The 12,885-nt window shown below is 40.5% G+C and carries 9 protein-coding genes; all 9 read right to left on the reverse strand.

Annotation, left to right across the window (positions count from 1 at the left end; translation table 11 throughout):
• Positions 1-56: 56 nt before the first annotated feature.
• The 9 genes from gltB to J671_RS09890 all read right to left on the reverse strand — a co-directional run bounded on the left by gltB (position 57) and on the right by J671_RS09890 (position 12,783).
• Entirely contained in the window at positions 57-4,532 is a 4,476-nt protein-coding gene (gltB, locus tag J671_RS09850; protein ID WP_171073045.1) for a glutamate synthase large subunit, read from the reverse strand.
• 462 nt (positions 4,533-4,994) lie between these two features.
• Positions 4,995-5,870: a hypothetical protein gene (locus J671_RS09855; protein ID WP_004711666.1), complete on the reverse strand. Its 876-nt coding sequence runs from the start codon at positions 5,868-5,870 to the stop codon at positions 4,995-4,997.
• Positions 5,871-5,885: 15 nt separating this feature from the next.
• Complete coding sequence (aroB, locus tag J671_RS09860) at positions 5,886-6,968, reverse strand: 3-dehydroquinate synthase (protein WP_031982118.1); 1,083 nt, start codon at positions 6,966-6,968, stop codon at positions 5,886-5,888.
• A 28-nt stretch (positions 6,969-6,996) separates the two neighbouring features.
• On the reverse strand, positions 6,997-7,566 hold the full coding sequence (gene aroK, locus J671_RS09865) for a shikimate kinase AroK (protein ID WP_002051689.1): 570 nt from the start codon (positions 7,564-7,566) through the stop codon (positions 6,997-6,999).
• An 11-nt stretch (positions 7,567-7,577) separates the two neighbouring features.
• A complete protein-coding gene (pilQ, locus tag J671_RS09870) occupies positions 7,578-9,743 on the reverse strand; it encodes a type IV pilus secretin PilQ (protein WP_031982120.1) in 2,166 nt (721 codons plus the stop codon).
• 62 nt (positions 9,744-9,805) lie between these two features.
• Positions 9,806-10,333 (reverse strand): pilus assembly protein PilP, encoded by a 528-nt coding sequence (locus tag J671_RS09875; RefSeq protein WP_004711660.1) that lies wholly within the window; start codon positions 10,331-10,333, stop codon positions 9,806-9,808.
• Positions 10,334-10,343: 10 nt separating this feature from the next.
• Entirely contained in the window at positions 10,344-11,084 is a 741-nt protein-coding gene (locus tag J671_RS09880) for a type 4a pilus biogenesis protein PilO (protein WP_006581061.1), read from the reverse strand.
• Positions 11,081-11,725, reverse strand: coding sequence for a PilN domain-containing protein (locus J671_RS09885; protein WP_004711656.1), 645 nt, complete (start codon positions 11,723-11,725; stop codon positions 11,081-11,083). Before J671_RS09885 ends, J671_RS09880 begins: the two co-directional genes overlap by 4 nt.
• A complete protein-coding gene (locus tag J671_RS09890; RefSeq protein WP_004711654.1) occupies positions 11,725-12,783 on the reverse strand; it encodes a pilus assembly protein PilM in 1,059 nt (352 codons plus the stop codon). The genes J671_RS09885 and J671_RS09890 overlap by 1 nt, the downstream gene beginning before the upstream one ends.
• Positions 12,784-12,885 lie beyond the last annotated feature (102 nt).

Genomic DNA, 12,885 nt, shown 5'->3' on the forward strand with positions numbered 1-12,885 from the left:
GGTAGGCGCGGATTTCCCTGTTGCCCGCACCTGCCTATGTCTTTGCAGTCGTGGAATTATTGTGGATCAGCTTGCGTAGTTTTCAAAAGCGATTGCAAGTTAGCAGCTTTTGGTTTTACAAGCCAGAATTTACGGCTGTAGAAATCGAACTCATTGCGAATTTTATAAGCCCAAGCACTACCAGTTTCTTTAATATGCTCGTCAATAATACGCAACAAGAACTCTTTATGATCTTCCATAGATTCTGTTGAAATACGGGTTAAGTCAATTAACTCGTGGTTGTAGTAATCTACAAAGTCATTATCGAGGTCAAGCACATAAGCAAAACCGCCTGTCATACCTGCACCGAAGTTATGACCCACTTTTCCAAGCACAGTCACAACACCACCAGTCATATATTCACAGCAGTGGTCACCTGCACCTTCAATAACAGCAAACGCACCAGAGTTACGAACGGCAAAACGCTCACCTGCCGTACCAGCTGCAAATAACTTACCGCCAGTTGCGCCATATAAACAAGTATTACCAATAATTGCTGTATTTTGTGTTTGGAAAGGCGAACCTTTTGGTGGGAAGATCGAGATACGACCCCCCGCCATGCCTTTACCTACATAGTCGTTTGCATCACCTTCAAGACGGATATGTAAACCACCAGCATTCCAAACACCAAGTGACTGACCAGCAGTACCTGTTAGGTTCATTACAACCGGATGTGCTTCCATACCCAAGTTGCCATAGCGACGAGCAATCTCACCCGATACACGTGCACCAATTGAACGGTCACAGTTCACGACATTAAAGTTGAACTGACCGCCTGCACTTGACTCAATTGCAGGAAGCATTTCTGCAACCATTTTCTCAGCCAATACACCTTTATCAAATGGTGCATTACCTTGTACTTCACAGTACTGCGCTTTACCTTCAGCAGCAGGATGAGAAGTTAACAATGCACTTAAATCAAGGTGAGCATGTTTTTCAGTTTCACCCGGCAATACTTCAAGTAAGTCCACACGACCAATTAAGTCTTTAAGTGAAGCTACACCAAGAGCCGCTAACCATTCACGTGTTTCTTCTGCAATAAAGTGGAAGAAGTTAATGAGCATTTGTGGTTCGCCAATATAGTGCTCTTGACGTAAATGGTCTTGTTGAGTTGCAACACCAGTTGCACAGTTGTTTAAGTGGCAAATACGTAGATATTTACAACCTAATGCAATCATTGGTGTTGAACCAAAACCGAAACTTTCAGCACCTAAAATTGCCGCCTTGATCACATCAAGACCAGTCTTTAAACCACCATCAGTTTGTACACGTACTTTGCCACGTAAGTCATTTACACGAAGTGCCTGATGCGCTTCACTCAAGCCAAGCTCCCATGGAGAACCTGCGTGGTGAATTGAAGAAAGCGGAGACGCAGCAGTACCACCGTCATAACCAGAAATGGTAATAAAGTCTGCATATGCTTTAGCAACACCAGCAGCAATCGTACCTACACCCGGTTCAGATACCAACTTCACAGATACCATTGCTTTTGGGTTAACTTGTTTCAAGTCAAAAATCAGTTGCGACAAATCTTCAATTGAGTAAATGTCGTGATGTGGCGGAGGTGAAATAAGTGTCACACCCGGTACTGAGTAACGTAAACGCGCAATTAAGCCATTCACTTTACCACCTGGTAACTGACCACCTTCACCTGGTTTTGCACCTTGAGCAACTTTAATTTGCAAAACTTCAGCAGAAGTTAAGTAAGCAGGTGTTACACCGAAACGACCAGATGCAATTTGCTTAATTTTCGAGTTACGAATTGTGCCGTAACGTGCAGGGTCTTCACCACCCTCACCAGAGTTTGAACGACCACCAATGGTGTTCATCGCAATTGCAATAGCTTCATGTGCTTCTGGAGAAAGCGCACCTAAAGACATGCCTGCCGAGTCGAAACGAGGCAAGATATCTTCAACCGATTCAACTTGTTCAACTGGGATCGGATTAGTTGTTTTTAACTTAAATAAGTCACGAATAGTCGCTACTGGACGGTTATTTACCAATTCAGCATATTCTTTAAAGTCTTCGTATTTACCAGAGCGAACCGCTTTATGTAGTGAGTTAATCACATCTGGGTTAAACGCATGGTACTCTTTACCAAATACGAATTTAAGCAAACCACCCTGATCAATTGGTTTACGACTTGACCAAGCTGTCGCTGCTAATTTTTTCTGGTCTTTTTCGAGGTCAGCAAATGTTGCACCTTGAATACGACTTGGAACACCTAAGAAACACTGATCTACCACTTCAGAAGATAAACCTACTGCTTCAAAAAGCTGACCACCACGGTAAGAAGCTACTGTCGAGATACCCATTTTCGAAAGAACTTTTAACAAGCCTTTCTCAATACCTTTACGGAAGTTTGCTTGTGCATGAATCGGATCACCTAAAAGCTCACCTTTCGCAATCAAGTCATTGATTACGTCATATGCAAGGTATGGGTAAACAGCAGTCGCACCAAAACCAAGTAATACCGCAAATTGGTGTGGATCACGTGCAAAACCAGTTTCAACCATAATGTTTGCATCAGTACGCAAACCAGTTTTAATGAGGTAATGGTGTACCGCACCCGTTGCAAGAGCAGCGTTTGCAGGTAAGTAACCCTCACGAATGTTTTTATCAGTTAAAACAATTAGGGTTTTACCATCACGAACAGCTTGTGCAGATTCTTCACAAATACGCGTAATTGCCGCTTGTAAACCTTCTGTTTCAGCATAGTTTAAATCAATATCAACTGCCTCATAACCCGCACGCTCAATTGTACGGATTTGCTGCATTTTTGAATTTGACAATACAGGGCTAGAGATGATGATACGATCAGCATGCTCAGGACCTTGTTCGAATACGTTCTGCTCACGACCCAAACAGGTTTCAAGTGACATAACAATTGATTCACGCAGTGGGTCAATTGGTGGGTTTGTCACCTGTGCAAACTGTTGACGGAAGTAGTCGGTCACATGACGTACTTGACGAGACAATACAGCCATTGGCGTATCGTCACCCATAGAACCAACAGCTTCCTGACCGCTCTCAGCGATTGGACGTAACAACTGGTCGCGCTCTTCAAATGTCACCATAAACATTTTTTGAGCTGCTTTTAATGCTTCACCAGTTAAACCTTTATCAACAAGTTGCTCTTCAAGTTCTGGGTTTGCATTTAAGCGAATCGCGTGATCACGTAACCACTCACGGTACGGGCGCATGTTTTTCAAATGAGTACTAACATCTTTAGTATCAAGTACTTTACCTGTTAAAGTATCGACTACCAAGATTTGACCAGGACCTACACGACCCTTGGAAACTACGTCTTCAGGTTCATAGCCCCAAACCCCAATTTCAGATGCTAAGGTAATATAATCATTTTTAGTAATTACCCAACGTGCAGGGCGCAGGCCATTACGGTCAAGCATACAAATCGCATGGCGTCCATCTTGAATAACAAGACCAGCAGGACCATCCCAAGCTTCCATATGTTTTGAGTTGAATTCATAGAATGCACGCAAGTCTGCATCTAGAGTTTCAACGTTTTGCCATGCTGGCGGTACGAGCATACGTAAAGCACGGAATAAATCCATACCACCGCCCACCAAGATCTCAAGCATATTATCCAAGCTTGAAGAATCCGAACCTGTACGGTTTACAATCGGGTTAAGCTCAGTAAGTCCTGGTAATAATGGGTTTTCAAATTTAGGAGTACGCGCTAACGCCCAGTTACGGTTTGCTGTAATCGTGTTGATTTCACCATTATGCGCAAGGTAACGGAATGGCTGAGCCAACGGCCAACGCGGTAATGTATTTGTAGAGAAACGTTGGTGGAATACCACGATATGCGATTTTAAGCGCTCATCTGCCAAATCTGTATAGAACTCAGCAATTGCAGCAGGCATCATCAAGCCTTTATAGCTAATAACTGTCGAGCAAAGCGTAGTCACGTAAAATGACGGATCTTTTTGAAGTTGTTGTTCCGCACGGCGACGCGCCAAGAATAACTTACGGTTAAATTCAACCTCAGTTACACCCATTGGACAGTTCACAATGACTTGTTCAAAAGCTGGTAAAGATTGAAGCGCAATTTCACCTAATGCATCGTTATTTGTAGGGACGATACGCCAAGCGAGTACACGTAAACCTTCTGACTCAATTTCTTTTGTTAAAATATTTTTAGAGTGCTGTGCTAATGCAGGATCAATATTTAAAAATACCGTACCCACAGCAAAAATTTCACTTAGTGTAATATCACTTAGTTTTTTTGCTTCATCACGGAAAAATTGCTTTGGCATCGCCAATAATAAGCCGCAACCATCTCCCGTCTTGCCATCTGCGGCAATACCACCACGGTGCGTCATGCAACTTAAACTGTGAATCGCGGTTTCTACTAGATGATGACTTGATTCACCCTTCATATGGGCAATCAGTCCAAAACCACAGTTATCCTTAAACTCATCAGGCTGATATAAACCTTGAGCGGGAGCTACAGTATTAGGCGATGGCATGTGCATAGCGTACCCTTCTTTCAATAAGGCTCTTTCGAGCGTCAAACAAACAACTTCTTTTTGCGATAGTGCCTACGGATGACAGTTAGCTCAATGTTTCGCAAACAAAAAATTTTGGGCTGATAAGCCAATATACGCCGTTCCATTTTTACGTACACTGGTTTTTGCTAGAAAAATGTTTTGACTTATTTCGCACTCTTTTAAAGCAGTTGGACCCCACGCCTCTGCATAGAATTCACTTCTTAGAGGGCTAAAATAGTTTGCAGCACATTAATAAGCACAACAATAAAGCAAAAAGTGTGCCATATCGGAAAAATTAAACTAAATCCTTATATTTATTATAAATATAGTTATTTTATTCGCGTTATCATGTTAAAAAATGCCTAAATATGCACCACATCTGATCAAAAAATATTATCACATAATCATTTTGCACCATTTTTGCGCATATTATTAGATAAATTAATTCCCTTTTGTGCCCTCATTTGTGGCATTTTTCTGCTGTCCCTCATTGATTCGTGTTTGAGGTGTTCTATTAGGCTGATCAATATTAGAATTTGATTGCTGTACATCAACCACATTTCCTTCTGCATCACGACGAATAATAGTAGTTTTTGTAGCTGAATTAGTTGCAGGAGCTTTAGGCTGAGCATTGGCAGTTCCCGTAGCTACTCCTGACATCAATAATGACTCATCAATTGTAGGTAAAGCAGCCGGACGCAGACGTACTTCATAAAGCTGATTATTGCCACCTTTCATCTCATCTGCCCCTAAGTCATTTACCAGTGAGGCATAACTTGAGAACTGTTGTGGCTGAGGTTTAACTGACTCAGGTAATTGCAGGTTAATTTGTGTTAATTGCTGAATTGCATCTTCTGAGCGTTTAAACGTGCCATAAACCAACACATACTGCTCTGCTTGTTGTTCCCCACTTAAACGGAAATAAATAAATTTATTACGGTCGGTACGATTTTTTAAAAAGTTTTTAATAATATCTTCATCAGAGGCACGAAATAACTCAAGCGTCCATTGTTTTTTATTTTCATTAATAAACTTTGTACCGCGAAACTCAGGTTCATGCTCACCCGAAGCCACAGTACGTGTAGTTAAATCGAGTGGACGAACCTCATCAGCCAAAGCACCTAGGTTAGGTGTTGTAGCAACTTTCTCTGGTTGAATTTGTACAGGCGCCTCAGAGTCAGCGGACTTTTCAACTTCAACCAGTTTTTTGCTATCTGTAATTACCCAAAAAATAAAAGCAAGCAATAAGCAGGCAATACCACCAACCAACCAGATATATTGTTGAACATTCTGCCAAAGTGTACGTGATACAGTCATGCTTTACCTTATTTGTTATCCGTGTTGATTCGCCAAAATAGCCTGTTTCATCAATTCGACATCAAAGTCCTTGGTAATTACTGCTTGTCCAAGTTGCTTTAACAACACCAAACGTAATTGTCCATTAAGAACTTTTTTGTCATGAGCCATATATCCAAGGAAATCATCCAATGGAATTTGTGGACATGATATCGGCAAATTCGCACGTTGAATGATTTTTTTTGTACGAGCTACATCTTCATTTGAGATCCAGCCCAAACGCTGTGATAAATCTGCTGCCATCACCATACCAGTTGCAACAGCCTCACCATGCAACCAAGTACCATAACCTAGATACGACTCAATCGCATGGCCAAAAGTATGACCTAAATTAAGTAAAGCGCGTTCACCTTGTTCTTTCTCATCATTCGCAACAATACGCGCTTTATGAGCACATGAACGATAGACAGCTTCTGCAAGTAAATCAGCATCTCTAGCAACAAGGCCATCCATATTTTCTTCAAGCCAAACCAAGAAATCAGCATCACCTAAAAGTGCATATTTGATCACTTCAGCTAAACCGGCTGAAAGCTCACGTTCTGGCAATGTATTCAATTGTGCCATATCAGCTAAAACGACTTGTGGTTGCTGAAAAGCACCTAACATATTCTTGCCAAGCGGATGATTGATTCCTGTTTTTCCGCCAACACTCGAATCGACTTGTGAAAGCAATGTCGTAGGAACCTGTACAAAATAAACGCCACGTTGGAAACAAGCAGAAGCAAAACCCGCCATATCCCCAATCACGCCACCACCTAAAGCTAAAACAGTACAATCGCGATTAAAGCCGGCTTCAAGCAATGCATCAAAAATTAAATTTAAATGTTGAATATCTTTATATTTTTCGCCGTCAGGTAAAATACAAGTCGCAACCGTTTTACCCAGACTTTTTAATGCTTCTTGATAGTGGCTTAAATATAATGGTGCAACCGTAACATTGCTTACAATCATGACCTGTTGACCATGTATATATGGCTCGAGGAACTGTTTCGGGTCAAGTTGACTACCAATAAAAATAGGATAACGGCGTTCGCCTAATTCAACATGTAAAGTTTGCATGAATTTATAAAACCACTAGTCAGTTCGTCTATTTTAACTTGTTCGCTAGAATAAGTTGCAAAATCTTTTGTGCGAGATCACGTGCAGCACCTTGATTTGTTTCAATCGTATAATGTGCAACTTCTCTATACAGGGGGTCTCTAATCTTTAATAAATCCCGCAATTTTTGTTCAGGATTTTCAACTTGTAATAAGGGTCTGTTTTTATCCCGATAAGTTCTTTGTAGTTGTAATTCAACAGGAGTATATAAATAAATAACGATTCCACGTTGCTTTAAAAATTCTCGGTTAGGTGCTTGAGTAATCGCCCCACCACCCGTAGCAAGCACTAATGCTTTACGTGAAGTGAGCTCATTTAAGACTACAGTTTCACGGGTACGAAATCCAACTTCTCCTTCTTTTTCAAAAATCCAGGGAATAGTCGCCCCTGTCTTGCGCTCAATTTCATGATCACTATCTAAGAATTCACGCCCTAATAGTTCTGCTAAATGACGTCCAACGGTTGTTTTTCCTGCCCCCATGGGCCCTACCAAATAAATATTTGGCAGGGTTTCAAACGCTTTGCTTGGCAAGGCGCCACCTATTTCAATTGCTTTCATTAAAAAATATATTAATGATTTCTCGCTAAAGTGTCATTAACAATTCGTGGTGTTACGAAAATCAATAATTCTTGCTTATCATCAGACTTTACATCTTTTCTAAATAAATGCCCTACAACAGGAATATCACCAAAAAACGGAACTTTGGTTTGAGAATTCGTCGTTGTTTGCTCGAATACACCACCTAAAATAACGGTCTCTCCATTATCAACCAGCACATTGGTATTAATATTATTCTTATTCAGAATCAACTCACCATTTGGGGCCGCACCTGCTACAGAATCCTTAGAAATATCCAATTTCATTTGAATCTTACCGTCAGGCGTAATACTTGGAGTTACATTTAGGCTTAGTAATGCATCTTTAAATGATGTTGTGGCTGTTGAGCCCGAAGCAGAGTTAGTTGTCGTCTGATAAGGAACTTGTTGACCCGTGGCAACTTTTGCAGTTTGCTTATCGGCAGTCATCACTTTAGGAGTTGAAATCACTTCACCATAACCATCAGCTTGTAAAGCAGATAATTCAAGGTCCAACATAAAATCAGACATACTAATCAAGCCAAAGGCAATACTTCCTGCTGGATTAGAAACCCCCAAATCAACGTTTAAATTATCTGGACGCTCAATCGTATATTTATAACCACCAGTTGTACTATCTTTTTCTGGCTGTCTTAAATTCCATAAAGTTGTTTCACTACCACCAACCAACAAGTTTTTATTATTGGTAATACCTTGCGAAAGAATGCCCCACTTCACACCAAGTTCTTTGGTAAACGACGTAGACGCTCTCACAATACGTGCTTCAACCATAACCTGTTTAACTTGCACATCAAGCAAGTCAATCATTTTTCGGATTTGATCAATCGACTGAGCAGTATCATTAATAATAAGAGTATTAGTTCGGTCATCTTGAGTAATGGTACCGCGAGGGCTAAGTAAACTACCCACATTATTCCCAAGACTATCAACGCCAGTATTTAAATTGGTTGAAGTTGAAGTTCCTCCACCAGAAGTATGTTGTAAGCCATTACTATTATTTGAGCCTTGGGTAATTAAACCCATAATATCGCCAGCTTTAGCGTATTTAAGTTGAATATACTCTGTCTGTAACGGAGCAAGTTTTACACTTTGCGCCACAGCTTTCGCTTCTTCCTCTTCCGCTTTAATCAACTCTGCAACAGGAGCAATCCAAATCACATTCCCATTACGACGTTTATCAAGATTTTTAGTTTTTAAAATAATATCCAGAGCCTGATCCCAAGGTACATCTTTCAAACGTAGCGTGATATTACCTTGCACACTATCAGCAGCCACCATATTGATTCCCGTAAAATCAGCAAGGAGCTGTAAAACACGGCGCACTTCGATGTCTTGAAAATCTAGCGAAAGCTTATTTCCAGAATAATTTGGCGTTTTATATAAAGAAGTTACATTTTTATCTTGTGGTCGTTTCAAACTGATTGTGAGCTTATTTTCAGCCTGATATGCCATGTATTCGTAGCTACCAGATGACTGAATAGTAATTATACCAGCACCTTTATCATTATAAGCATCAATACTTGAGACTGGTGTTGCAAAATCATTTACATTTAGACGACGCGCCAAATGTGCCGGAATTTTTGTACCTAAAGTTCTTATAACAACTTTACTGCCTTGTTGTTGAACATCTACAGGTGTATTACTTCCCAAAAGATCCACAACAACTAAACCTTCTCCCTGACTACCACGCTGAAATCCAATGTTTGAAATACCTTGTGGTTGTGCAGTAACTACTGGTACAGGTTTATTATTCGGTTGGACCGAATTAATTTTTAAAATGAAAGTATTACCTTCCACACGTGTTGTAAACGCTCCAGCATCTTTTAAATTTACAGTCAAACGTGAACGTTGATCATCTGAAGTTACATCAACAGAGCTTGCTTCATTGGTTGCAACAGCAATTTTAGACTGTTTTAAACTTTGTTGAGCTTTATCAAAATCTAATATTAACCGTGACGGATTTTCAAGTTGGTAAGCCTGTGGCTGTGGTGGCAATCCATTAAATATAACTCTAATTTCTGTGCCCTGACCTGCAACTTGCGTTGGTACTATATTGGTCATGCTGACCTGTGCAGATGCAGCCTGCATAATTGCAACAGCTACAGCCCCCATAGAAAACTGACGGAATACCTGATTCATTGTCTGACCATCCCCAATTAAATAATCTTTAAAAATACTTTTTCGTTTTTATTCCCTAAATTTTAGGGTGCAGGCCCAATCAAGACCAAAGTTCTCGGTCTCTCGACATAGCCTTCTCGACCATCTGGCACAATCTCGACCAGATCAATCTGGGTTGGACTAATATGAGTAATACGGCCCTGATTCATGCCCATATAATTACCCACTTGTACCCGTTCAATTTGATGATCCGGTGTCTGAATCAAAGCCAATATTTGACCACGATTATTACGCATGCTTCCTTTCATATTTAAGGCTTCAAGTGCATAGTTTTCTAATGGTTGCGGTGCACGTGAGAAATTTGGATACACTCGCTTCCCGGCCATAATTTTAAGTTCAGCTGCCAGTGAGCTTGGCATAAACGGGCTTTTTAATTGATGAGCAGCATAATTAAATTGTGGTACAGGGGTAAAAATCGGCGCTGGCTCAATAGGGAGCGGTGGCTGATTACGAATACTTGCCATTTGCTGATTGACTGCGTCAATTCTTGAATCACATCCCACAAGAGCGGCACAGGCCAAAATATAAAGAGTAATTTGCTTAATTTTCATCATAACTCTCCTATTTCGGCTGAGCATTAGGGCTAGTTGGTGCAGTCGCCGCTGCAGCCTTAGCTGGTTGTGCCGATGCCTCTGTTGCTCCTATATATCGATAGGTTTTGGCTTTAATAGAATAATTAAGCACAGGAATATCTGACTTACTATCTTTAGCTTGAGCAGCCTCTACAACAAAGTCATGCATCGTCACAATACGTGGCAAAGCAGAAATACTACTTACGAAAGCACCGAAAGCGTGATAGTCGCCTGTTGCTTCGATGGCAATTGGTTGTTCAATAAAAATTTCCTGCTTTACTTCATCCTCTAAACGAATATTTTTAAATTTCAATCCAGAGTTCACACCAGTTAAGTTAATATCCTCAACTAAACTTGGAATCTCTGTTTCTTTCGGCAACTGTTCTAATTGCTGGTTGAAATTTGCCTGCATCTCTTGAAGCTGCACTTGATACTGCTGAAGGTTACGTAATTTGGAGTCTTTTTCTCGAAATTCATTTAATAAATTACCTTCCTGAGCTTGGGCATTATCAATTGCTTGTAGCTTTGGCTGAATAGCAACAAAATAACCCAAAGCCAATACAGCAAAGAAAATAAAAATCCAGCAAGTAATTTTTACAGATATTGGCCAACTACCGTAGTTGTTCATATCAAGCGTATTAAATTGCTGAAGGAATTTATCGAGATTAAATTTCTTTTTCTTTGAAGCTGATTGCTCTAATGATAATTCTTGCAGTTCATCTTGACTCATTTGGCTGCCCCCGTGTCTTTCGCTACGGCTGGCTTAACAGCATCGTTATTCGTTGTGGTCACGCCCATTTCCCCCAAATCGACAGTCACAACAAAACTGCCATAGTTATCTTCCACCCTAGGAAGAAGAGAACTCGCAGTCTTATCTTTTTTATCTTCATTAGCCAAGAAAGAATTCATAAAAGCATTACGATACCAAGGAGACGATTCAAGGTTACGAAGCAATTCAGCTACCGTATTTGGACTCTCAGCTTTACCCTCGATCGTAAATTTATCCCCTACTCGACTGAATTTGGTTAGATACATTGCTGGTGGCGTGACTCGAACGAGCTCATCAACTAATCGCACCACTACTGGCCGTTGACTCTGCAAATTTTGAATCAACTTCATACGCTCAATAATAGCATCACGCTGCTCTTGTAAACCGTTTAATGCTTTTAATTGCTGATCAAGGTTTTGATTTGTACTTTTAATAAGTTGGTTTGCTTGTTCTTGATCATCTAATTTATGATCAAAATAGAACCATCCACCAAATACGGTTGTAATCCCCAAAACAACCACCCCAAAGCATAAAGTTATAAATTGTTTTTTTCGTTGTTCCCTCAGCTCTTCACGCCAAGGTAGTAAGTTAATTGTTGCCATTAATCAAAACTCCTTAAAGCCAAGCCGCATGCCACCATTAAAGATGAAGCATCATTTTCAATTTTTTGAACGTCGACTTGAGGAGAAAAACCCATTTGTAAAAATGGGTTGGCAATAGTGACACGGTAGCCTAATTTTTGTTGCAAAAGCTTGGCAAGACCTGGAATATTCGCATTGCCACCTGCAAGCAAAATATGGTCTATTTCGTTAAACTGAGATGAAGAAAAGAAGAATTGTAATGAGCGGGCCGCCTGCTGAACCACAGCATCTAGAAATGGATCTAGTACCTCAATTTCATAATCATCTGGCAAAGTACGGTCTTTTTTAGCTCGGCTTGCTTCTTCTAGAGAGAGGCCATAACGACTTTGAATTTCAAGCGTAAGTTGCTTACCACCAAAAACCTGCTCACGAGTATAAATAATCTTGCCATTTTGCATGACCGATAGTGTTGTCATGGTATGGCCGATATCTAAAATTCCTATCGTATTTGCGCCCATCGGCAAGCTATCAGCAAACACACTAAAAGCACGTTCGACTGCATAACTCTCGACATCTGCCAGTTTAGGATTCAAATCTGCCAATTCAAGAACTTCAACACGTGTTTCAACGTTTTCCGTTCTTGTTGCGACCAAAAGAACATTTACTCGATTTGGATTCAGCAAGCGATCAGGCAAAACCTCAAAATCAAGGCTCACCTCATCCAGCGGGAACGGTATGTACTGCTCCGCATCTACACGAATCTGAACTTCACGTTCGTCATCGCTCATATCTGCATCCATTTCGATAGTTTTATGAATAACCGTCGATGTTGGAACAGCAATTGCAGCATTAGTGGTTTGGGGATTTGCTAAATTCATCGCCCGTTCCAAAGCTTCTGCTACCGCTTCTGGATTTAAGATATTTTTTTCAACTACACTGTTTTCAGGTAAAGGCATCAAAGCATAGCTTTCTACCCAATATTTACCGTTCTTGACAGAGAGCTCTAACAACTTAACAGAAGTCGAACTAATATCGACGCCCATTAACCCCTTATTAGGTTTACGATATAACCTGAGCACACTATTGTCCTATTATTTTTTTATCCCCAAAAAAAATTACAAACCAATAATCTCGGTCTTTATTTTTACACGGATACAATATCTCATCTAACAATCCGCATG

Source organism: Acinetobacter sp. 1130196, from assembly GCF_000588095.1.
GTDB classification, from domain to species: Bacteria; Pseudomonadota; Gammaproteobacteria; order Pseudomonadales; family Moraxellaceae; genus Acinetobacter; species Acinetobacter nosocomialis.

Bases quoted from the DNA above. Each gene is read 5' to 3' on its own strand.
- gltB (WP_171073045.1), bottom strand. From the start codon at position 4,532: ATGCCATCGCCTAATACTGTAGCTCCCGCTCAAGGTTTATATCAGCCT.
- J671_RS09855 (WP_004711666.1), bottom strand. From the start codon at position 5,870: ATGACTGTATCACGTACACTTTGGCAGAATGTTCAACAATATATCTGG.
- aroB (WP_031982118.1), bottom strand. From the start codon at position 6,968: ATGCAAACTTTACATGTTGAATTAGGCGAACGCCGTTATCCTATTTTT.
- aroK (WP_002051689.1), bottom strand. From the start codon at position 7,566: ATGAAAGCAATTGAAATAGGTGGCGCCTTGCCAAGCAAAGCGTTTGAA.
- pilQ (WP_031982120.1), bottom strand. From the start codon at position 9,743: ATGAATCAGGTATTCCGTCAGTTTTCTATGGGGGCTGTAGCTGTTGCA.
- J671_RS09875 (WP_004711660.1), bottom strand. From the start codon at position 10,333: ATGAAAATTAAGCAAATTACTCTTTATATTTTGGCCTGTGCCGCTCTT.
- J671_RS09880 (WP_006581061.1), bottom strand. From the start codon at position 11,084: ATGAGTCAAGATGAACTGCAAGAATTATCATTAGAGCAATCAGCTTCA.
- J671_RS09885 (WP_004711656.1), bottom strand. From the start codon at position 11,725: ATGGCAACAATTAACTTACTACCTTGGCGTGAAGAGCTGAGGGAACAA.